The organism is Anaeromassilibacillus sp. An200 (assembly GCF_002160025.1).
In the GTDB taxonomy this organism is placed as follows: Bacteria; Bacillota; Clostridia; order Oscillospirales; family Acutalibacteraceae; genus Caccousia; species Caccousia stercoris.
This window is the reverse complement of record NZ_NFJU01000030.1, coordinates 14,399-35,452: the sequence shown is the minus strand read 5'-3', so window position 1 is coordinate 35,452 and position 21,054 is coordinate 14,399. Positions and strand designations below refer to the sequence as shown.

Sequence of the window (21,054 nt, the reverse complement as noted above, 5' to 3'; positions counted from 1 at the left end):
TTTCTGCATTCTTTACCAGCATTTTTATCACCCCAAACTCATTATACCGCATTTTCTCCCTTTATACGAGAAAAAGGCTACCAATCGGTGACCTTTTTCGACAGGCTGAGAGGACCGGGAACACAAATTCCCGGTCCTTTTTCTATGCTGCTGCCAAAATGGCGATCAGGAGTGAGGTTCATCCCAAACCTCTTTGGCCATCCGGAAAGCGGCCCAGGCTTTGGGCCATCCGGCGTAAAAGGCGGCGTGAGTCAGAATTTCCGCGATTTCCTGCCGGGTAATGCCGTTTTGCTTGGCGGTGCTCAGATGGTATTGAAAGGAGCTGTCCACAAGCCCCTGCGACATCAGGGAGACTATCGTGATCAAGGAGCGATCCCGCAGGGAGAGCTTATCCTCGCGGCTCCAGACCTGCCCGAACAGCACATCGTCATTTGTGCGGTGTACAGGGAAAGGGATTCGGGGCTCCAAAGAGCGGGGGAGGGTACGTCGAGCGTAAACCGGCAGGAATATCCATCGGAAGGGATGGAAACCATGCAGGAGCTTTCGGCGGCTTCTTTGCCTGCGGGATCCAGCAGCGACAGCCGGGCCTGGACACATTCCTCCCTGCTGCTCCGGTTTTCCAGCGGTGCTTCTATCTGCAAACAAGCGTCATACTTTTCGCTGAACGCGGAAGTGATGTGCCACCCATCCAAAGCGGTAAAAACAGGGCCGCAGGTGGTCAGCCAGACATGCCGGTAGATACCGCAGCCGTTATACCACCGGCTTTGCGGCTGATTTTGACAGTCCACACGCACGGCCAGCAAATTGATTCCCGCTTTCAGATGTGGGGTGAGGCAGTAGGTCTGTCCCAGATATCCATAGGGGTATTCTCCCAGCAGCGTTCCGTTGATCCAAACACTGCTGTTCATGAAAATTCCATCGAAGGTGAGGAACACTTCCTGGTTCAGCAGAGTTTGGTCAGCCGTAAACAGCTTGCGGTACCATCCGGTTCCTCCGCGTGTGAAGCCGCCTTTCTCCCCGCTGGGAGCCTGTTTTTCAAAACCGCCGTTTATCGCCCAGTCATGCGGGAGAGTCACCTTTTCCCAGCAGGAATCGTCAAACCATAGTTCCTTTGCTTCCGCTTGATCACAAAGAGAAAAAGCCCATCCTTCGTCAAAGCTTTTCCTTTCTCGCATTTGTTTTCCTCCCTTACGGCGAAAATTCTGTCTCATTTGTTACATAGCGGTGTGTTTCAATTTTTATCTCTTTATATTACAATAAATATTCCTGAATTTCAATTTTTTTAGTTGACATGATTCCTTTCTTTGCAGATCCGGGCGAAGAGCAAATGACAGGCAGGAAAACAATTTACAAGAACAAATCCCCCTGATGCAGGAAAAGAAGCTGCATCAGGGGGATTTTGCATCCGGTCCGGGAAAAAAGCATCAATGTGTGTGTCTTATGAGTCCCAAGGCTTTGGAAAGCTCCATGACAACAAATGGAACAAGGATCATTCCAAGAGCAATCAGATACAGCTGCATGGGGAGAATCACCAGGCCGAAAGCGATCCGTACCGGTGTGAACAGGACGAGTGCAACCAGCAGGAACGAAATCAGTGCAGCCCAGTTGAGCGTGTGATTTGAAAAGGGCCGGATCTGAAACAAGGAATGATCGGAACGCATATTGAATGCCTGAACAATCTGCGAGAGAGCGAGCACCATGAACGCCATGGTTTGGCCGCCTTCCAATGTGCCGGTCATGCTCTCACCCAGACGGAAGCTGATCAGAGAGAGTATCGCAAACATCATGCCTTGCAGAACTACCCGCACACCAAGTCCGTTTGCAAAGATTCCTTCGTTTTTCGGCTTGGGCCTGCGCTCCATGACGTCCGCTTCCACGGCTTCCATCCCCAGGGCAATGGCGGGCATGGAATCGGTGACAAGGTTGATCCAGAGCAGCTGCATGGATAACAGAGGCGTCTTATGCCACAGCAGCATGGCGAGAAACACGGTGATCACTTCACCGATATTGGTACCCAGCAGGAAACCGACAACTTTTTTGATATTGGCATAAATACCGCGGCCTTCACGGACGGCGTCCACAATAGTGGCAAAGTTATCATCTGTCAGCGTCATATCGGAAGCACCCTTGGCAACGTCTGTTCCCGTGATGCCCATTGCACAGCCGATATCCGCTGCTTTCAAGGCCGGAGCGTCATTCACACCGTCGCCGGTCATGGATACGACCTGTCCTTTCCGCTGCCAGGCTTTGACAATGCGGATTTTGTTTTCAGGAGATACACGGGCATAAACCGCAATGTGTTCCACCTGTGTGTCCAGCTCGCTGTCGGTCATGGCATCGAGCTCCGTGCCGGTAATCGCACGATCCCCTTCCTCAAGAATTCCCAGTTCCCGCGCAATGGCAGATGCGGTAACTACATGGTCGCCAGTGATCATGACAGGCTTGATGCCGGCTTTGCGGCACACAGATACCGCCTCTTTTGCTTCAGGCCGGGGCGGATCGATCATCCCCACCAGCCCCATAAAGGTAAGCCCGCTTTCCAGCTCTTCCGGAGAGGGTTCTTCGGGAATAACATCAATCTCCTTATAAGCGATGGCAAGAACGCGCAGTGCCTTTTCACTCATGGACTCCGTAATGGATCTTGCGGCCTTGAGATCGCCCTTTACGCAGAGAGGTTCCATGACGTCGAAAGCACCCTTGACAATCACAATGTTTTTGCCATCCATTTTATTGACGGTGGTCATTCTTTTCCGGTCTGAGTCAAAAGGGATCTCCGCCAGGCGGGGATATTTTTTATTCAGCTTGTCCTTTGGCATACCGTTTTTATGTGCGGCCAGGACAATCGCGGTTTCGGTGGGATCGCCAATATGCACTTCTTCGCTGCCGTTAAACGTGACGGAGCCGTCGCAGCAGAGAGTGCCGTACATCAGAAGCTTTCGAATCCCCTCGGTGTTGCTGGTGCTGATGTTTTCCGGATCGAGATATACGTCGCAGTAGGCGCTGGTCAAAGTCATCCGGTTTTGCGTCAATGTGCCTGTTTTATCCGAACAGATAACCGATGCGCTTCCCAGGGTTTCCACAGCGGGAAGTTTGCGGATCAGCGCATTTTTCTTGACCATTCTCTGCACGCCAATGGACAGAACGATGGTCACAATGGCAGGCAGGCCCTCGGGAATAGCGGATACGGCCAGCGATACAGCCGTCATGAATATTTCAAGAACCGGGATACCGTTGGCGAGACCGACCACGAAGATGATGGCACAGGCGGCCAGAGCCATGATGCCGAGATATTTTCCAAGTTTGGCAAGCTTCTGCTGCAAGGGTGTTTGCGTTTCTTCTTCATGATCCAGAAGATTTGCAATTTTCCCCATCTCCGTATCCATACCTGTTGCGGTGACCACGGCGGTGGCGGTGCCATAGGTAATGCTGCATCCGGAAAATACCATATTATTGCGATCGCCCAGTGGGGCTTTTTCGGCAACTTCTGCGGCGGCATCCTTTTCAGAGGGAACCGATTCGCCGGTCAATGCGGACTCCTCGCTTTTCAGGCTTACACTGTGCAGAAGCCTTGCGTCCGCGGGAACAAAATCACCGGCCTCCAAACGGATGATATCGCCGGGGACCAGTTCCGCAGCGGCAATGATTTCCTCCTTGCCGCTGCGGATGACACGGGCGTGGGGAGCGGACATGTTTTTTAATGCGTCCAGTGCCTTTTCCGCTTTGCCCTCCTGATAAACGCCCATAACTGCGTTGAGGATCACGATCAGCAAAATCAGAGCCGGTTCAAAGAGTTCTCCCCAGTTCTTTTCCACACAGACGACAACAAAAGAAATTATCGCAGCAGCAATTAAGATGAGAATCATAACATCTTTGAATTGCTCCAGAAAACGTTGGAAAGTGGTTTTCTTCTTTTTTTCGCGAAGTTTGTTTTCTCCGTATTGGTTTCTTCTGGAGAGCACTTCTGCGGATGAGAGGCCTGTTGATGGATCCACCTTGAGGTGTTTCAGAACATCGCTGATTGGTTTACTGTGAGATGACAATTTCATTTCCTCCATTCTAATCTGCTGTTTGGAATCTCTTCCTTACAGAGTATAGGAAACACAATTAAACTGTTCTTCAACTGTATATCAACAATTGTTGAGGAAGAATTGAGTATGAGTTGAAAAAACACTTTTATCATGAAAGACAAACCGCGGTAAAAACCGTTATTTTTCAGAAAGGATGTCTATCATGAGAGATAAAACAATGAAAGAGAATATGCAGGCGTTTGCTGTGAAACAGATTCTGAAATATCTGGATGAGGATCCGGATAAGAGCATGCCGAATCTGCTGGAATGGGCTGATAAGTATGTATATATTCTCCGGCGGTGAGCCCCTGGTGCGAAAGGACGATGTGATCCGTCTCTGCGAAGCGCATCCAGATTGCGAATTCCTCGCCTTTACGAACAGGGCATTGATTGATGAAACATTAGCCAATGAAATCCTTCGGGTCAAGAATTTTATCCCGGCCATCAGCATTAAAGGGTTTGAGGAAGCCACTGATTCCAGACGAGGAAAAGGGGCCTGCCAGAAGGTCATGCAGGCGATGTGCATCCTAAAAGAGAAAAAGCTTCCCTTTGGCGTTTCCTGCTGCTACACCTCTGCCAATGTGGAATCACTCAGCTCAGAACGGGTACATGGATATGCTGGTCGAAATGGGCGCGAAGTTTGCCTGGTTCTTCCATTACATGCCTGTTGGAAACGAGGCGGTTCCGGAACTCTTACCCACTCCCGGGCAGCGTGAAATCATGTACAGGAGAATCCGTTCTTACAGAAATACCAAGCCAATTTTCACCATTAATTTCCAGCATGACGCCGAAAGCCAATGAGCTTTGAGAGAGCAGCCATTCCTGTGATGGATGCGGCGCCTGCACCAGGAAAGGATGGCCTATAAACGGTTTGTGCTGTCGGGGAAAGACAGGCGTACCATGCAGGCTGCTGGAAGTAGTTTGGTTTCTCAATGGCAGAATATTCTGGAAAGCATCCAGGAAATTCGTGGAGGAGACGAATACGCCTGCAGCAAGCACAGCGTCAGCGGAAAGAGGCACTGTGCGGATGCAGGCGTATTTCTGCTGGTTTGCTGTGTGATTGCTTTGGAAACATCAGGGATACAGGGTGCCGATGATTTTCAACTGAGGCAAACGGCAAAAGCTTTTGGAATGGTTGACATTGTTGGAATGTCTTTGTACTATAGTGTCGGATGTTATGGGAAAAGCGGGGGTTGTTTTGTTGGTTTTAGATGATACCCGCGCAATCAAACCCGTTGATTGGCGAAAAACAGAGATGAGACAATTCAGGGAGTAGATAGAAATGTTTCAAATTTTAGTTGCGGAGGATGACAGGGAGCTTTGCCGCTTGTTTGCACATGTTTTGATTAAGAACGGTTACAGTGCAAAGGAAGTATCCAACGGAAAGGAAGCGCTCGACGCAATCGAGAAAGAGCACTATGATCTGATTATTTCCGACATTATGATGCCCCAAATGGATGGCTATGAGTTGGTCCGCTCGCTTCGGGATGCCGGAAATACCACACCGATTTTGATGATTACCGCCAAGGATGCCTTTGATGATATGCGTATGGGATTTCTCTCAGGCACAGATGATTATATGGTCAAGCCTATCAATGTCAACGAAATGATACTTCGTGTGCAGGCTCTGCTGCGCCGGGCACAAATGATTCATGAGCGCAAACAGAGCATTGGCGCCACTGTTTTGGAATATGACACTTTTACCGTCAAATTTGGGGACAAGAAAATTGTCCTTCCCCAAAAGGAATTTATGCTGCTTTATAAACTGGTTTCTTATCCGGGCAGGATCTTTACACGTCAGCAGCTGATGGATGATGTATGGGGGTACGATTCCAGCAGCGATACTCATACCATCGATGTTCATATTGGACGATTGAGGGAACGGCTGCGTGAGAATGAGGATTTTCGGATTATCACTATGCGGGGTGTGGGATATAAGGTGGAAAAGCAAGGAAAAGGAACAGGGCGAAGGAAACTTACGATCAGCTTCGGAATCCTCAAAAGCGCATCAAGTTGAGTCTTAGAACAAGATTGACGCTGGCTTGTATCCTGTTTATATCGACCATTTTTGGAAAAATTTATATTTTTGGCGGCGGTCCGGGAGGAGAACATCGCCAAAGCCGCGGCTTTGCTTCAGGAAATGCCGCTTTGCCGGGTCATGCGCTGAAAATCATCGATCATGGATTGCAGTGTGATTTCCTCCATCGTTTCCCGGATGGAATCCTCAATCTTGTGGTAAGGGGTTTCCAGGACTCTGCGGATATTTTGTGCCACCGGACATGGACGTCCCTGGCAGGGATGGATCCCAATCAGGGAAGTAGCGCCGTTCGGTTCCAGTGCGGTATAGATTTGGTACAGGGTGATTTGGGAGGGGTCAGCGCACAGCTTTGCACCGCCGGTTCCTCTTGGAACGGAGATGAGCCCCGCTTTTTTCAAAGCGCTGAGAATATTGCGGATCACAACAGGATTGCAGCCCGTACTTTCAGACAGCAAATTGCTGGTTACTTTTGCGATCCCCCTTGCTTCATGGATAAATATCAGACAGTGCACCGCAATGGAGCATTTCATACTGATTTGCATATTCGTATCCGGCACCCTTTCCAACCAAATCAATCTTGATTTGCATTTGTTGTAAATATTGACATTACATCGATGGGATGATACACTGTAGAAGATATAGGAGTTTCATTTGTTACACCTATCATTTTACCGGTTCTCAAGGAAAATGCAAGTGAGATCCCAGAAAAACACATCAGGCTGTTGTGGAACAACAAAAGGTACAGTCCTGGATAAACCCATGGATTCTCGATGACGCAAAGAGATTTGTCCTGGCACATTGGTGAGATAAAATCAAAAGGGGGATATCTTTCATGAAACTCTATGACATTGTATTTAGTCCTACGGGCGGCACCCAAAAGGCAGCCGCACTTTTGACAGACGCATTGGGAGGAGAAGTGACGCATGTTGACCTGACCGACGGCAAGCAGGATTTTCATGCGGTTTCCCTGACAAAGGAGGACACAGCGGTTATTTCGGTTCCGTCTTACGCGGGACGTGTTCCCTCTGTTGCTGTGGAACGGCTGACTATGCTGAACGGGCAGGGTGCTCGGGCGATTTTGGTTTGCGTTTACGGCAACCGTGCTTACGAAGATACACTGGTGGAGCTGGAGGATGCCGCAAAGCAGGCTGGCTTTCAGGTTGTCGCTGCCGTTGCCGCTGTGGCGGAACACTCGATTGCACGGCAGTTTGCCTCCGGCAGGCCCGACGCGCAGGATGCGGAGCAGCTTTCTGAGTTTGCAAAACAGATTCAGAGCAAGCTCTCCGCGGGAGATTTTTCGGAGCCCGCGATCCCCGGTAGCCGCCCGTACAAAAAGACCTCCGGTGCCGGTATGGTACCGAAACCTACAAAGGAGTGTACGGGCTGCGGCGTCTGTGCGGCAAAATGTCCTGTACAGGCCATCGACAAGGAAAATCCGCAAAAAGTGGATGAAAAGGCATGTATCTCCTGTATGCGCTGTGTTTCCGTATGCCCTCATTCCGCCCGCAGAGTCAATTCGGTTATGCTCTCCGCCGTCAGCCTGATGCTCAAAAAGGTATGCTTCGATCGGAAAAGCTGTGAACTGTTCCTTTAACCATGAAAACATCAGGACGGGAAAGAAGATGATGGAATCATGCTTTGGGAGAGTGCTCTGAAGGAAACCGGTATCCACGAATACGGAGTGATTGCAGCAGCTGAAATTCCTTTTGAAGCAGAGATCCAAAAGATTTGTGAGAGCAATGTCTGCCGGCTGTATGGAAAAACCTGGGCTTGCCCTCCGGCCGTTGGAAGCGTCCATGCATGCCGCGAGCGCTGCCTCCATTATCAGAAAGCTCTGGTATTCAGTGCCATATATCCTCTGACGGATTCCTTCGACTATGAAGGGATGCTCAAAGGGCATGACGCTTTCAAAGACCTGTGTGACCGTCTGTATGGATTGGCCAAAGCACAGCTGCACGATTTCTTGCTTTTGTCCAATGAAGGATATATGTTTTGTGATACCATATGTAGTTTATTTCGAAGCTTATTCCGAAAATAAATTGCTCCGCTTTCATCCACCAGCCAATCTCCTATAATGTCATAACCGATGCCGATAAAAAGAGCTTTACGGTTGATTGTAGATTGAATGGATAACAGTTCTGAATGACTTAATCTATCATAATTAAAATAGGAAAACTCGATTACATCACAGGAACTGCCAAGACCTAACTCCGGGTGCAGATTTTTGATGCAAATTCCATCTAAAGTTTCAATAATATCTCTTGCTGTTCGGAATAATTCTTGAATCGGCACTTGAGGGAAATGCTTATCCTTTTCACATTCTTGATAATGCTTTTCAATGTCAATTTTATAGGAACGGTTCCATCCGCTTTTTGTAAGCAATAAATTGGATGACAATCGATTTACATCAAGCATATATTCCTCCTCAAATTCCGATTTACCGTTTTTTCAGAAAAGTATAGCACAATACGGTGGACAAATCTATTTGATATCAGTTCGTCAGCGGTACTTTTAATCGCATATAGAAACAAAGCACCCTTTCCGGTGGTGGAGAGGGTGCCTTTTCTTTTGAAGAAAACTCCATGCGAAATTCTTTATCCTGTTTTTATGCTGTTGTACCGCAAGGACCTGTTGACCCACGCACAATCAGCTGAGGGGTATATTCAATTTTATTCACCATGGCAGGCTGTGCAGAAGCGCGTTTTTCATTCTGAGAAAGGATCATGTCCACAGCCGATCGGCAGCGGGTGTACAAATGATGGTCAATGGTAGTTAGGGTAGGGGTAGTGACACTGGAAGCAAAAATGTTGTCAAAGCCGCATACCGAGTAATCCCGCGGTATATGGAAGCCCTGTGCCTGCAATTCGTTCAGGATGCCCAGTGCGGTCATATCATTGACGCCGATCAGGGCGGTTGCATCCTCTTTCCTGCGCAGGAACTCTGCGGCGAGCCGCCTTCCCACAATATATTCATAAGGTAAACCGCCGTCCTGCATATCGGTTTCAGCGCGCGGATCCTCCACAATGGCTTTCAGTCCGTCGGTGAGACCATGCGATTCCAGCTGCCGGCGGATTCCTTCCAGACGCTGTCCTCTGGCCAGTGTAAACTGGTTGAACGGGGTGGAGAGAAACGCCAGCTTTCTATGTCCCAGCTGATACAGATGTTCCGCCAGCATGGCGCCCGCGTTCACATTGCTCAGCTCAATGGAACAGATTGCCAAATCTTCTTCCTTTTCGCCGATGATAACCACCGGTGTGGTGGAGGAAACCTGTTCAATCAGATGAGGGAAGCTTGGCAAAAAGGTGTAAATCAATCCATCCACATGACTGCCGAGGAATGTGTCCAGATAATATTTTTCCAAATCGGACTTACGAAAGGTGTTGCAGACAATCACCCGGTATCCCAGAGAATCCGCGTAATCTTCCACCGCTTGAATCAATTCGGAATAATATGGATTCGTCAAGGTGGGAGTCAGCACCAAAAGCATACGGTTGTTTTTTTTGTTGGGTTGTTTTTTTCGCCGGGGCAGCTCATAATTCAGCTCCTGCGCAGCGGCAAAGACTCTTTCCTTGGTTTCGCTGCTGAAGGTAATTTTGTCACTGTTATTCAGGATCAGGGATACGGTAGCCTGGGATACGCCGGCCAGACGGGCAACATCCTGAGAAGTGGCTTTTTTCATGTGACGTGCCTCTCTTTAATAATATTATATTAATATTATAAAAGACCTTGAAGAAAAAGTCAAACAAACTGCCCAAATTCATAAAAAATCTTTTGGCGCTGTAACCGGCCATATCCTATTGACACAAAAGCTTTTGGGGCATATACTGTAGGTGTTATATTTTATTTATATAACACGATTATTACTAATGATTTGATTAGCGATTCTCACAGTAAAGGCGGTGTGAACAGCGATGGACAACATGTGCAGCACACAACAGTACAAAAGCGGCATGATCCTTGCACTGGGAGAGCTTTTGATCGATCTGATTCCGGAGCGCGACGGGATGCGCATAGAGGACGAGGGTCCGGTGATCAAAACAGTCAGCGGCTCTGCCGGTATTTTTGCCTGCGCAGCCGCTCTTCTGGGCGCCGACAGCGGTTTTATCGGCAAGGTGGGGACAGACAGCCTGAGCCGCATGGCCACCCACACCCTGCGTGAACAAGGGGTGGATATCAGCCATCTGGTGCAGGCGGAGAACGGACAGTTGGGTCTGGCGTTTCTGGAGTACTTATCGAAAGGGCGCAATTATCAATACTATCGGAAAAATTCCGTGGGAAGCACCCTCTGCGCCGACGATTTGGATGAAACATATATTGCCTCCGCCTTTGCAATCCATTTCCCGGGGATGCTGCTGGAGTTAACCCCTCAGATGCGGGGAGCCTGCCGCAGGGCGGTGGAAATTGCCAGGGCCCATGGGGTGCTGGTGTCTTTCGATCCCAATATCCGCCCGGAGCTCAGCGGCAATGAGGAAGCCCGGGAAAGAATGCTCTGGGCTGTACGGTGCGCTGATATTGTGGCGCCCACGCTGGAGGAAGGACGGATTGTAACCGGGGAGAAGGAGATAGGAGCCGTGCTCCGCGCGCTGCATGCCATGGGCCCCCGTGTGGTGGCCTTGACCCGTGATAAGGATGGGGCTGTGCTGAGCCGGGACGGGGAGGTGGCCTTTGCTCCGGGCATTGACCAGCCGCCTGTTGATCCCACAGGCGCAGGGGATACCTTTGCCGCCGCTCTCTGCGTAGGAATACAGGAAGGGATGGAGCTGGCGCGGTTAGCCTGCTTCTGCAACTGTGCGGGTACTCTGGCCATCCGGCGGAAAGGCGCCGTCGGGATGGCGCTGCCGGATCGCGCGGAGGTGGAGGAACTGATGGCTTCCGGGGTTTGTCCGGTGAGTACAGCGTCTTTGAATGAGGTCATGTAAACGAAATGATAAAGGAGAGTGTATGATTATGGCAGGGTTAAAACAGCGGCTTCGGGCGGGTGAGCAGATTTTGGGTACCATGGTGACTACCTTTGCCTGTCCGGATATTGCCCGTCTGCTGCAAAATGCGGGCTTTGATTTTTTTATTGTGGATTGTGAGCATGGAGCCTTCACCACCCGGGAGGTGGCTAATATTCTGGCTGAAGCGCGCGGAATTGGAATGCCAGGCTTGGTGCGTATTCCGGAAATGCGGCGGGAGCATGCTCTCAAATTCATGGAGATGGGAGCTTCCGGGCTGCTTCTGCCCAACACCGAGTCTGCCGATCAGGCGCGGATGCTGGTGGACTGCGCCAAATATGCGCCGATGGGACACAGGGGAGTGTCGCTGTCCCGTCCGCACACGGATTTCAAAAAGGTAAACGGTCCGGATTATATGAAACAATCCAATGAGGACACGCTTCTGCTCTGCCAGATTGAATCCAGGGCCGGAGTGGAGCATATCGAGGAGATTGTGGCGGTAGAGGGCATTGATGTGGCCTTTATCGGTCCCAATGATATGACTCAGGATTATGGTAAACTGGATCACTTTGACGATCCGGAGATCGTGGCCGCCTTTGAGCGTGTGATCGCTGCGGCTCAGGCGGCAGGCAAGTTTTCAGGCGTTCACTTTGGCAGCTCGGAACCGCTCAGGCCCTGGCTCAGCCGCGGCATGCAGTGCAATATGTGGAACAGCGATTCGGGCCTTCTGGCTTTGGGAGCTGCGGGCCTGGCCGGGCTGAAAGGAGAGTGACCCAATGAAAATTGTAGTTTTGGACGGATATACGGAGAACCCCGGGGATCTGAGCTGGGAGGGGTTTGAAGCGCTGGGGGATATGACGGTTTACGACCGCACGGCTGCCGATGAGATTCTGGCCCGTGCGAAAGGGGCGCAGGTGCTCCTGACCAACAAAACCCCTCTGAATGCGGAAACATTGGCCGCACTGGCGCCGGAGCTTCAATACATTGGAGTGCTGGCGACCGGGTATAATGTGGTGGATATTGCTGCCGCCAGAAGCCATGGGGTGCCGGTCTGCAATATTCCTACCTATGGGACTGCTGCGGTGGCTCAGTTTGTCATGGCTTTGCTGCTGGAACTGTGCCATCATGTGGGAGACCACAGCCGGTCGGTCAAGGCGGGGGATTGGAGCCGCTGTCCGGACTTCTGTTACTGGAATACGCCTTTGATCGAGTTGGCGGGCAAAACTTTTGGCGTTGTGGGATATGGACGCATCGGACGGGCTGCCGCCAAGCTTGCCGCGGCCTTTGGTATGGAGGTCCTGGCCTGCGACGCGCACGTCTCTGCCGGTTCGGATGGAGTGGCCCGCATGGTATCGCTGGAGGAGCTTCTGGCCGCCAGTGACGTGATCAGCCTGCACTGCCCCCTGTTTGAAAGCAACCGGGAGATGATCAATCGGGAGGCCATTGCCCGCATGAAGGACGGGGTGCTGCTGATCAATACCTCGCGGGGACCGCTGATTGATGAGCAGGCACTTGCGGACGCGCTGCACACCGGCAAGGTCGCGGGGGCGGGACTGGATGTCCTGACGGTGGAACCGGCCCGGCCGGACAATCCTCTGATGAAGGAACCAAACTGCCTGATCACGCCTCATATTGCCTGGGCGCCCAAGGAGAGCCGCCAGCGGCTGATGGATATTGCGGTGGATAATTTGAAAGCCTGGCTCGCAGGCAGCCCGCAGAATGTGGTGAATCCCTGAAACGCAGTTTTCAGTTTGTCCGATTAAAAAAGCTTGCCGTCTGCTCTTTGACTCAGGCGGCAAGCTTTTTCCATTTTGTGAGGATGTTTTGCGTTTACAGCTCCATCACCCGGCGCTGGGTATAGGATTCCAGCGCGGCGGTGAGCAGACGGTGGCTTTGTTCTGCTTCGTCGGGCGTAAAGCAGCCGAAGGAGCAGTCCAGCCCTCTCAGCTCACTTACAAAGGCAGCGAACATTTGCAGGAGGGAATCGGAGAAACCGAACTCAAAGATAGAACCGGTGATCACCGGGTACAAAGGCTTTTGCCCCACCACCAGGCGGGCCCAGGCCTGTTCACGTCCCACTGACTGGGTATAGCGGATTGCGTTGGGGTCGTCGGTGGAAAATTTGGCGGACATGGTAAGACCATAGATTTCATATTCCACCGTGTTGGTACAGCCGGGAGCCATTCGCTTCATTTCCATCTGCATGGGGAATCGGTCTCCTGCGATATTCTCTGCCTCACAGAGCAGGATTGCGTTGTCCCAGGTTTCGCAGGGAACCTGTTCCCCTTTTTCATTGGGGCGGGTGGGAGCCAGGTTTGCCAGCTGTGCGCTGACCGTGCGCGGGTACATTCCCAGGCGGAAGGGGAGATGCTGTGTATGGATGCCCAGATCACCCATGCAGCCATAATCTCCATTGGCAGCGCGCATTCGCTTCCAGTTGATAGGCTTATTCAGATCCATATCGGAGGAGTGTTTGATGGAAAAGCGTGCTTCTATAATACGGCCAAAAGCGCCTTCCCGGTACCAGCGCACCATTTGCTGTACGGCCGGATAATAGGGAAATTCGCTGGCGCATCGAACAAAGACCTCCGGATGCTCCGCCATGGCCTGGCGGATGCTTTTACAAGCAGCCAGATCCATGCCGAAGGGCTTCTCTCCCAGCAGATGCTTCCCCGCCCGGATGACGTCGCTGTATACCTGCGCATGCAGATGGTGCGGCACGGCGCAGTATACAGCTTCCACCTCCGGATTGGCCAGCAGTTCTTTATAATCGGAGTAGAAATAACGGGTATCAGGCACCTGGCGAAACCAATCCAGATTGGATGGGGACAGATCACAGGCAGCCACAATCACCGGACGCGGCAGATCCGCGGCAAGGTGCAGCCAACGCATGGATACACTGGCGAATTCCCGGCCCATCAGGCCGCATCCAATAACTCCGAAACGCACGGGACGGTTCATTGTACCCCCTCCTTCCGCTGCTCCAGCGCGGTCAGCTCCTCCTCCATGACAGCCACCAAACGATCGATCATGGGTTCTGTCAAAATCAAGGGGAGCTTGGTCAGCGCTACCGGCGGGCAGTTCGGTTTGTAGGTCTGGGCGCTGATATCCACGCAGCGGCTGTGGTTCATGGCGCTGCAGAAGGCGACTGCGTCCTCCACGCTGTCAAAGCAAAGGGCCGTCATATGGGCGTCGCCTTCCACGCCGGTGCAGATACGCGGATGCCGTGCGGCCACGGCCGCGGCCTTCTCGTGGTAGCGGCGGCCGATCTGTTCGATATGCTCCCCGTTGGCGGCGATGAATTCCATCGTGATAAGGTAGGCAAGGCTGGCAAGCTCCTCCTGACCGTTGGTGACCAGCGCGCCGAACTGATTCAGACTGTCAAACGCGCCGCTGGTTAAAATTTTGCTCGCCGGGTAGCAGCCGCCGGGGAAGCCTTTTCCGATGGATACAAAATCCGGAGTCAGCCCATAGCGGCGGAACAAAAACAATCCCTGATACCAGGCGCAGGACTGGATCTCATCGCAGAGCACCGGGGTGTCGGTTTCATGGCAGACGCGATATGCCGCCTGAAGGAAGCTTTCGGACAGGCGGATGCCGCCATAGTTCATCATCACAATTTCATGACAGAAGCCAGCGGTTTTATATGGGCCCTCATTCCAGCGATGCACCGCTGCCGCAAAGGCTTCGGGGTCGTTGATGGGGACGGATATCACTTTGTACAGATCCATTTGGCCGGCTTTTTCCGTGAAACCTGGCCATAGCCCCCGCAGTGTCTGGGCCAGAACGGTAGTGCCGTGATAACCGGCCGTAATGCCGCCTGCGTTGTCCGCCATTACCAGAAATACCGGGATCCGCCCCTCGTAAAGGGCTTTTTTGCCGTCGAGGGAGTAGAAGCGTGCCAGCATCATTTTCAGGGCGGCTTCCACAGCCAAAGAGCCGGTTTCCAGATTGATGACACAGCTCAGGGTGCCGGGCTTTTTTTCATGCAGGATAGTTTCCAGCGCCGGATCGTCCGGTTTCATCCCGTTGGCCGCGGCGATGAGCCGCCGTTCCAGCGTGCGGGTGATAAAGCCGCGCGTATTGTTATGGGTGGCGTTGGGGATCCCCAGCTTTTTGGCATTTTCCAGCAGGGCGTAGCCTGGGAAGGAATGTCCCAGCGGGATGTGATAATGCTCGCTCTTGGCGGCAAGGTACAGTCTCCCGTCTTCTCCTATGCGGAAGGCCCCCAGCCCGCTGAGAGGGGCCGCCGAGCTGTGCTGGGCGGCCCGGTAGGAATCCGTGGGCGCACCGTTTTCGGTATCCTGGAAAGCAGGTACAAGGGTTTCCCCCAGATGGGACATCAGCGATTCCTGGCGGGCGGCAAAGGCCTCCGGATAAAAGTCTGCCTTCTCCTCCGCGATGGCCCGGAGCACAGCAGGATCCTCCCCGGTAAGAGCGGAACGGGAGGCGATGACACCATCCAGGTATGCGCGGGCGAGAAGATCGGCCAGGGAGCGGCGAATATTGTGCAGCATGGAAAACATCTCCTTTCACTCAGACAGGTTTACACCCGGACAAATTCCATTTTGGCCATCCGGCAAAGCAGGCGGATGCGGTTTTCCGGAGTGCCGGGCACCAGGATCTCGTGATGGGTGCCGCCCTGCTCCAGCCAGGCGGTTACACAGGGACGGACGCCGCTGTCGGGACGGAAGAACAGGTAGGGCATGTCGCATTTCTGGAGATCGCATTTGTCCAGTACCTGGCCGGGAGCATAGACCAGCCGGAACCGATCCCCGCCCAGATGTACCAGGGACATCACTGCCATCGGTCCGGGCTCAGGGCAGAAGATAGGAGTAGGGGGATTGGACAGCCCTCCCTCAAGGAACACGCGATCCATTAAAAAAGGCTTGCGGTCATGCCGGCAAAGCGCCCAGTTTCCTTCTCCCGCATGGCAGAACAGGATAGCCTCTCTGGCCAGGTCCATCATATACATTTCGCTGAAATCAGCCTGGCCGCACAGCTGGATCATGGCGGCCATCCACATGGCGGCGGTGGCGTCGCCTTCCGCGGCATAGCCGTAGCCGTCTGCCATCAGGCTGGAGGCGGCGAGCAGCGGCAGCTGGGTAAAACGCCCGTCCGCGCCGAATTCCTCAAAATGAGCGGTATAGCCCGCGTATCCGTTTTCCTCCAGATAAGCCTTGAAGCCGAGATACATCCTCACCGCCTCGGCATGGCGTTCCGGGGGCATGGCCGGATCCACGTCAAAGATCTCCCGCTCCAGTACCACGCGTTCAGCGATCTGCTCCGGAGCGACACGGGCGCAGTACCGCTGCAGCGTACCCACGGAGTCGCTGATAAACTCAGGCCCCAGAGTGCGGAACACAGCCATGTCATCGGTAACTACGTCTCCCATGCCGGGCAAACGTCCCACCACGCCGATTTTCATACGCTGCATGGCCCGGCGGGTATGGGCGGCGGCGGCAAAGTCCGTTACAAACGCGGATAACTCCCCGTTTTTCCGGCTTCCCGCAAAAAAAGCACAGGGAATTCCCGAACGCATCAGGCAGTTGGCATTGTCCTGAGAACCGTGAATCCCCTGGTTGATCGTCAGTTCCCATTCGCCGAAGCTGTCTCCCACAGTTTCATCCGGCTGCACCAGCGCCAACGCCAGCGGCAGATGATTGTGCTGCATGGCCCGCACCAGATACTGACCCTGGGAATAGCTCAGCAGGAGGATTAAGATGCCATCCAGCTCCTCAGCGTTGTATTGGGCGGTAAGAGCCTCGATGTCTTCCCGGTTTCCTGCCGGCCTCGGGAAAACAAAATCAGCTGTGCCGGCCAGGGAGTCCAGGACCTGGTGCACATACTGCGTCTGATGGTCGATAAAGCCGGGGAACAAAGGCTCATAGCCCTCCAGCATCAAGGCAAGAACGCCGAGACGAGGTTTTGGTTGAATCATGATATTTTCTCCTTCCATCAGTACAAGGGGCGTACCGCTTGATACAGCTGATGAGTCAGCTCACGGGTTTTCCGGTAGGCTTCGCCGTTGGCCGGAATGGGCCGGTAACGGGCGGCAGGGGGGAGATCCGGCGTGAAGTCCGAAGGCATCAGCCCGCAGCCGCGCCCCGCCAGTAAGGCAGCGCCCTGAGCGGTGGCCTCCCGGCAGGCGGGAACAACCAGCTCCCGGCCGCATACATCTGCCTTGATTTGCTGCCATAGCCCGCTGGCCGCGCCGCCGCCCAAAGAGCGCAATTCCCTGCAGGGACAGCCCAGCGCCTCCAGCATTTCCAGAAAATCAGCGAGTACAAGGGCGGTGGATTCCAATACGGCCCGGGCAAAATGGGCACGGGTGTGGGCCAGGGTGGCTCCAAAAAATACGGCTCTTGCCTGCGGGCAGGCATCCGGATCGACGCAGCCGGATAAATAGGGAAGAAATACCAGCCCTTCAGAACCCGGAGGGACAGTAGCGGCCATCTGGTCCAGAGCGGCGTAGCCGACGCCGCCCGCCGGAAGATCCGGGCAGAATTGATCACGGAACCAGCGCAGGGCCATTCCGGCGGTGTTGCCGATGGGCAGGTAAACGTATTGTCCCCGCACAGCATGCCGGTAAATGGTGACCGGATGCTCCTGCGAAAAGACGGGATGATCCGTGACGGCGGCGGCAACCAGGGCGGTGCCGGTTGTCTCGGTAATCACGCCGCCTCCGCTGCCGGCTGCCAGCGCGGCGGCAGTCTGATCCATGGCTCCGGTAAAGACCGGCGTCCCGGCGTGTAAACCCAGCTGCCGGGCAGCTTCGTCCGAAAGAGCTCCCGCAAAGCTTCCGCATTCCTGCAATTCCGGCAGTTTGTCCGGGGAAATACCCGCGGCGGTCAGCGCTTCGGGCCAATAGGTATCCGTGTCCAGGCGGAACCAGCCTGTGGATGTTTGAAGCGACGGCTCGGTGACCATCCTTCCGGTCAGGCGGAAAAGGAGGTAATCTTCCAGCAGTAAAAATTTGGCTGTTTGAGCGACAATGCCGGGCTCGTGCTCCTTCAGCCATCGAAGCTTGGCCAGGGGAAGCGCCCCTTCGATACCGGGCAGGCCGGTGGTACGGTAAAAATCCGCTCCCTTGAGCTGTGTCCGGAGCATTTCGGCCTGGGCCGCGGCCCGGTTGTCAAGCCAGACAAGAAACGGCCGCAGCGGCTGTCCGGCGGAATCCACCGGCACGAGGGTTTCCCCCTGGGTGGTCAGGCCTACGGCTTCTATATGGGCGTTGGGCGTCAAGGCCAGCACCTCGGCCATCCCCCGGCAAACGGCTTCCCAATATCGCTGCGGATCCGCTTCCACCCGATCTTCCCAGGCGTCCAGCGCATATTCCTGCACACTGACTGCCAGCAATTCCGCCTTTTCTGAAAACAGGCAGGTTTTGACTGCGGTGGTGCCGGCATCAAACACCGCAATGCATCTTACCCCGCTCATGCTTTTCCCGCGCTGCCGAACACGCGGATGTGGTGCATGGTTTCCCGTTTGACAGCCTCAGTGATAAAGGGCATCAGCTCGAACGCACCTGTTTGCCCGGTATAGTGCTCTTTGGCGGCCCGGGCGGCTGCCAGGTTGTTGTGGGTAAAGATATTGATTTTGGAGATGCCGCCCTCCACACAGGCCTGAAAATCCTCGTCCGACAGGCCGCTTCCTCCGTGAAGCACCAGCGGCAGATCGCAAGTGGCGGCAATGCTCCTCAGACAGGACAGATCCAGGCGGGGAGCTTCTCTGTAAACCCCATGGGCCGTGCCGATGGCCACTGCCAGAGCGTCGCAGCCGCTGTTCTGGGCGAATGCCTGAGCATCCTCGGGGCGGGTGTAAACGGTTTGGGCGATGGATTCCTCTGCGGATCCGTTGGATCCTACATGCCCGATTTCCGCCTCCAGGGAGCAGCCTGCCGCGTGTGCCTTATTTGCCATTTCCCTGGTACGGCGCAAATTTTCCTCAAAGGAAAGCATGCTGCAATCGTACATGACCGAAGTAAACCCAAGCTGGATTGCTTCCTCCACCAGTTCCGGCGTAAAGCCGTGGTCAAAATGAAGGGCGACAGGCACACGGGATCGGGCGGCCATCCCCCGCATCATATCCGCATACTCCGCCAAGGTGGCGCCGGGGAGGAGACTTTCCGCCGGACCGATGATCACAGGGGAGTGCAGCTCCTCCGCGGCGGCGAGGATGCCTTTGGTCATCTCCAGAGTTACACAGTTGAACAGGCCGACCGCGTAGTGCCTGCGCCGGGTATCAGCCAAAATGGTTTTCAGATTGACAAGCATGGCGTATTCCTCCTGATTTTAATAGTCCACCGGGATAAATCGTTCCAGTTCCGCGGATTCCCGGGCAGCTAGGCAGCAAGCCGCGCTTACAAGTCCGGCTTGCAGATCCGACTGTGCGGGTGACCCGTCAAGAACCCGCAAAAAGTCCAGTGCCAGCTGCTCGTCCCCTCCAAAGTGCTGCCCGGCAGGAAAATGAAATTGGTGGGTGATGCTTTGGGGCGTGAAGTACCGATCCTGGCGGATTTCGGCCGTATAGAAATCAAATTCCACACTGCCCTCGGTGCCGATGATCCGGCAGCCTCTCCGTCCGGCGCTTTTTTTCACCACAAAGTTATGATTGTAGCTGATGAGGGCGCCGCTGGCGGTGGTGAAGATGGCGCAGGCGCCATCTTCGTTTCCGGTGTCACGGGCGAAGCAGCAGGCGTCTCCCTGTACATCCTCCTTTAAAATATGGTCTACCGTGTAGCTGCTTTCCAGGCAGGTATGGTATTCCGGACAGTCAGGGCATCGCAGCCCGGCGGGGCGATCTCCGGTAAAATGCAGCTTGGTGGTTTTGGCACATACGGTCTGCGGCCGCTCTCCAATCAGAAAGTGGATGTAATCCATATCGTGGGTAGCTTTTTGCAGAAACAGCCCGCCGGTTTCGGTGGGATCCCGGTACCAGCTGTGATAATACACACTGCCGTAGGGAACGTTGTTCACCGCCTGCACCATGGTGATGCGCCCGAGAGCGCCGCTGTCCACGATTCGCTTCATTTCCAGCGTGATGGAGGAAAGGCGCAGGGGGAAGCTTACCACGGCACGGTGTTCTTTGCCGTCTGCCGCCGCCCGCAGGGTTTCATACTGTTCCCGGTTGATACAGACCGGCTTTTCCAAAAAAAGGGGGATGTTTCGCTCCAATACCTTACAGGCCAATGGGGTGTGCATGGAGCAGCGGGTGCCAATGAATACGCCGTCGGGCTCCTCCTTTTCCAGCAGCTTGTCCGCGTCCTCGTAATAGCGGGTATTGGAAAAATAAGGATCGTCCCGGTTTTCTTGGCGGATCTGCTCCCACCGGGGATCGGCCACCGCGGAAACAGTGATGTCTGCTTCCAAAGCCCGAAATGCCTTCATCATCGTAAAGGCGCGCAGGCCGTAACCAATAAATGCGACCGTTTTCATTGTATGCCCTCCTTATCCAGCGGTTTCCTTTTGTTAGACGGAACTACAGGGATATGCAAATGCATATTAGTAATATTGATTTGCGGCTTCGTGTGATTTTACTAAAGATATGCAGCTCGTTTGAGCGGGAAGTTTCTCAAAAAATCACGAAAAACTGCTGTATATAAAAGAATTTTGAAACGCTTTGCAAGGTTATTGTGCCATACTGAACACTAAAAGTCAATAGTATAAGTACTTTGATAGAAAGAAAAAGAGGATAATATTTACTAATAATATTTCCGCTCCAGGAAGAAGATCTTTTTCCAAACAAAGCGGATGTTTTTGCCCGATCGGATGGGCGGATTTTTCACGGCTCACTCGTTTGGAAAGGATAAGGGTTGAATTTTCATTTTCACTAATAATAATTACTTCTTATTAGTAGTATAACTTGTATATTTTACTAAACTTATGGCTCGCTTTTTGATCGGAGAGTTGCTTGACACTAAGGCAAAATGCTGATATAGTGTAAGCATACTGAAAAAACAAGGATATTATGTCATAAGTTTTTCACCAAATTGACTGAGAAACCCATATTT

At 53.3% G+C, this 21,054-nt stretch carries 18 protein-coding genes and 2 pseudogenes; 9 read left to right on the top strand and 11 right to left on the bottom strand.

Annotated features, from left to right (window positions below):
* Positions 1 to 165: 165 nt before the first annotated feature.
* From B5F35_RS13760 to B5F35_RS13750, 3 genes are all read right to left on the bottom strand, one after another.
* The gene (locus B5F35_RS13760; RefSeq protein ID WP_442856482.1) at positions 166 to 423 is read right to left on the bottom strand and encodes a carboxymuconolactone decarboxylase family protein; all 258 of its coding nucleotides are present in this window, start codon (positions 421 to 423) and stop codon (positions 166 to 168) included.
* A complete protein-coding gene (locus B5F35_RS13755; protein ID WP_162611432.1) occupies positions 363 to 1,175 on the bottom strand; it encodes a sugar-binding domain-containing protein in 813 nt (270 codons plus the stop codon). The genes B5F35_RS13760 and B5F35_RS13755 overlap by 61 nt, the downstream gene beginning before the upstream one ends.
* A gap of 249 nt (positions 1,176 to 1,424) precedes the next feature.
* Positions 1,425 to 4,046: a calcium-translocating P-type ATPase, PMCA-type gene (locus B5F35_RS13750; RefSeq protein ID WP_330396273.1), complete on the bottom strand. Its 2,622-nt coding sequence runs from the start codon at positions 4,044 to 4,046 to the stop codon at positions 1,425 to 1,427.
* A 184-nt stretch (positions 4,047 to 4,230) separates the two neighbouring features.
* Here B5F35_RS13750 and B5F35_RS19685 point away from each other — a divergent pair, with 184 nt between their 5' ends.
* The 4 genes and pseudogenes from B5F35_RS19685 to B5F35_RS13735 all read left to right on the top strand — a co-directional run.
* The gene (locus B5F35_RS19685) at positions 4,231 to 4,371 is read left to right on the top strand and encodes a hypothetical protein (RefSeq protein ID WP_162611431.1); all 141 of its coding nucleotides are present in this window, start codon (positions 4,231 to 4,233) and stop codon (positions 4,369 to 4,371) included.
* Positions 4,349 to 4,859 (top strand): annotated as a pseudogene (locus tag B5F35_RS13745) (radical SAM protein); the annotation flags it as partial. The gene B5F35_RS19685 and the pseudogene B5F35_RS13745, both read left to right, overlap by 23 nt.
* 63 nt (positions 4,860 to 4,922) lie before the next feature.
* Positions 4,923 to 5,282, top strand: a complete 360-nt coding sequence (locus B5F35_RS13740; RefSeq protein ID WP_087241924.1) for a hypothetical protein — start codon at positions 4,923 to 4,925, stop codon at positions 5,280 to 5,282.
* A 67-nt stretch (positions 5,283 to 5,349) separates the two neighbouring features.
* Positions 5,350 to 6,018 (top strand): annotated as a pseudogene (locus tag B5F35_RS13735) (response regulator transcription factor); the annotation flags it as partial.
* Positions 6,019 to 6,200: 182 nt separating this feature from the next.
* Here B5F35_RS13735 and B5F35_RS13730 read toward each other — a convergent pair.
* Positions 6,201 to 6,647, bottom strand: a complete 447-nt coding sequence (locus tag B5F35_RS13730) for an Rrf2 family transcriptional regulator (protein ID WP_087241920.1) — start codon at positions 6,645 to 6,647, stop codon at positions 6,201 to 6,203.
* Between the two features lie 290 nt (positions 6,648 to 6,937).
* Here B5F35_RS13730 and B5F35_RS13725 point away from each other — a divergent pair, with 290 nt between their 5' ends.
* On the top strand, positions 6,938 to 7,699 hold the full coding sequence (locus B5F35_RS13725; RefSeq protein WP_087241918.1) for a 4Fe-4S binding protein: 762 nt from the start codon (positions 6,938 to 6,940) through the stop codon (positions 7,697 to 7,699).
* A 39-nt stretch (positions 7,700 to 7,738) separates the two neighbouring features.
* On the top strand, positions 7,739 to 8,143 hold the full coding sequence (locus B5F35_RS13720; RefSeq protein ID WP_087241916.1) for a DUF2284 domain-containing protein: 405 nt from the start codon (positions 7,739 to 7,741) through the stop codon (positions 8,141 to 8,143).
* Positions 8,144 to 8,710: 567 nt separating this feature from the next.
* On the opposite strand, the gene B5F35_RS13715 is transcribed toward B5F35_RS13720, so the two are convergent.
* Positions 8,711 to 9,784 carry a LacI family DNA-binding transcriptional regulator gene (locus tag B5F35_RS13715; protein ID WP_087241914.1) on the bottom strand — a complete coding sequence of 358 codons (1,074 nt, stop codon included), beginning with the start codon at positions 9,782 to 9,784 and terminating at the stop codon, positions 8,711 to 8,713.
* Positions 9,785 to 10,016: 232 nt separating this feature from the next.
* Here B5F35_RS13715 and B5F35_RS13710 point away from each other — a divergent pair, with 232 nt between their 5' ends.
* The 3 genes from B5F35_RS13710 to B5F35_RS13700 are packed head-to-tail and all read left to right on the top strand — an operon-like array spanning position 10,017 to position 12,778.
* Positions 10,017 to 11,024: a sugar kinase gene (locus B5F35_RS13710; RefSeq protein WP_087241912.1), complete on the top strand. Its 1,008-nt coding sequence runs from the start codon at positions 10,017 to 10,019 to the stop codon at positions 11,022 to 11,024.
* 28 nt (positions 11,025 to 11,052) lie between these two features.
* Entirely contained in the window at positions 11,053 to 11,814 is a 762-nt protein-coding gene (locus tag B5F35_RS13705; RefSeq protein WP_087241910.1) for an HpcH/HpaI aldolase family protein, read from the top strand.
* Positions 11,815 to 11,818: 4 nt separating this feature from the next.
* The gene (locus tag B5F35_RS13700) at positions 11,819 to 12,778 is read left to right on the top strand and encodes a D-2-hydroxyacid dehydrogenase (RefSeq protein WP_087241908.1); all 960 of its coding nucleotides are present in this window, start codon (positions 11,819 to 11,821) and stop codon (positions 12,776 to 12,778) included.
* Between the two features lie 94 nt (positions 12,779 to 12,872).
* Here B5F35_RS13700 and B5F35_RS13695 read toward each other — a convergent pair whose 3' ends face one another.
* The 6 genes from B5F35_RS13695 to B5F35_RS13670 are packed head-to-tail and all read right to left on the bottom strand — an operon-like array spanning position 12,873 to position 20,479.
* A complete protein-coding gene (locus tag B5F35_RS13695) occupies positions 12,873 to 14,003 on the bottom strand; it encodes a Gfo/Idh/MocA family protein (protein WP_087241906.1) in 1,131 nt (376 codons plus the stop codon).
* Positions 14,000 to 15,559, bottom strand: a complete 1,560-nt coding sequence (locus B5F35_RS13690) for an aminotransferase class III-fold pyridoxal phosphate-dependent enzyme (protein ID WP_087241904.1) — start codon at positions 15,557 to 15,559, stop codon at positions 14,000 to 14,002. Before B5F35_RS13690 ends, B5F35_RS13695 begins: the two co-directional genes overlap by 4 nt.
* A 29-nt stretch (positions 15,560 to 15,588) precedes the next feature.
* A complete protein-coding gene (locus B5F35_RS13685; RefSeq protein ID WP_162611430.1) occupies positions 15,589 to 16,983 on the bottom strand; it encodes an L-arabinose isomerase family protein in 1,395 nt (464 codons plus the stop codon).
* Positions 16,984 to 17,000: 17 nt separating this feature from the next.
* The gene (locus B5F35_RS13680) at positions 17,001 to 18,482 is read right to left on the bottom strand and encodes a xylulokinase (RefSeq protein WP_087241900.1); all 1,482 of its coding nucleotides are present in this window, start codon (positions 18,480 to 18,482) and stop codon (positions 17,001 to 17,003) included.
* A complete protein-coding gene (locus tag B5F35_RS13675; RefSeq protein ID WP_087241898.1) occupies positions 18,479 to 19,318 on the bottom strand; it encodes a class II fructose-bisphosphate aldolase in 840 nt (279 codons plus the stop codon). The genes B5F35_RS13680 and B5F35_RS13675 overlap by 4 nt, the downstream gene beginning before the upstream one ends.
* Positions 19,319 to 19,336: 18 nt before the next feature.
* Positions 19,337 to 20,479 (bottom strand): Gfo/Idh/MocA family protein, encoded by a 1,143-nt coding sequence (locus tag B5F35_RS13670; RefSeq protein WP_087241896.1) that lies wholly within the window; start codon positions 20,477 to 20,479, stop codon positions 19,337 to 19,339.
* Positions 20,480 to 21,054: the final 575 nt, after the last annotated feature.

Coding starts and splice junctions, on each gene's coding strand:
- B5F35_RS13700 (WP_087241908.1), top strand. CDS start 11,819: ATGAAAATTGTAGTTTTGGACGGATATACGGAGAACCCCGGGGATCTG.
- B5F35_RS13680 (WP_087241900.1), bottom strand. CDS start 18,482: ATGAGCGGGGTAAGATGCATTGCGGTGTTTGATGCCGGCACCACCGCA.
- B5F35_RS13690 (WP_087241904.1), bottom strand. CDS start 15,559: ATGCTGCACAATATTCGCCGCTCCCTGGCCGATCTTCTCGCCCGCGCA.
- B5F35_RS13710 (WP_087241912.1), top strand. CDS start 10,017: ATGGACAACATGTGCAGCACACAACAGTACAAAAGCGGCATGATCCTT.
- B5F35_RS13730 (WP_087241920.1), bottom strand. CDS start 6,647: ATGCAAATCAGTATGAAATGCTCCATTGCGGTGCACTGTCTGATATTT.
- B5F35_RS13720 (WP_087241916.1), top strand. CDS start 7,739: ATGCTTTGGGAGAGTGCTCTGAAGGAAACCGGTATCCACGAATACGGA.
- B5F35_RS13685 (WP_162611430.1), bottom strand. CDS start 16,983: ATGATTCAACCAAAACCTCGTCTCGGCGTTCTTGCCTTGATGCTGGAG.
- B5F35_RS13750 (WP_330396273.1), bottom strand. CDS start 4,046: ATGAAATTGTCATCTCACAGTAAACCAATCAGCGATGTTCTGAAACAC.
- B5F35_RS13715 (WP_087241914.1), bottom strand. CDS start 9,784: ATGAAAAAAGCCACTTCTCAGGATGTTGCCCGTCTGGCCGGCGTATCC.
- B5F35_RS13725 (WP_087241918.1), top strand. CDS start 6,938: ATGAAACTCTATGACATTGTATTTAGTCCTACGGGCGGCACCCAAAAG.
- B5F35_RS13740 (WP_087241924.1), top strand. CDS start 4,923: ATGGCCTATAAACGGTTTGTGCTGTCGGGGAAAGACAGGCGTACCATG.
- B5F35_RS19685 (WP_162611431.1), top strand. CDS start 4,231: ATGAGAGATAAAACAATGAAAGAGAATATGCAGGCGTTTGCTGTGAAA.
- B5F35_RS13695 (WP_087241906.1), bottom strand. CDS start 14,003: ATGAACCGTCCCGTGCGTTTCGGAGTTATTGGATGCGGCCTGATGGGC.
- B5F35_RS13705 (WP_087241910.1), top strand. CDS start 11,053: ATGGCAGGGTTAAAACAGCGGCTTCGGGCGGGTGAGCAGATTTTGGGT.
- B5F35_RS13675 (WP_087241898.1), bottom strand. CDS start 19,318: ATGCTTGTCAATCTGAAAACCATTTTGGCTGATACCCGGCGCAGGCAC.
- B5F35_RS13670 (WP_087241896.1), bottom strand. CDS start 20,479: ATGAAAACGGTCGCATTTATTGGTTACGGCCTGCGCGCCTTTACGATG.
- B5F35_RS13755 (WP_162611432.1), bottom strand. CDS start 1,175: ATGCGAGAAAGGAAAAGCTTTGACGAAGGATGGGCTTTTTCTCTTTGT.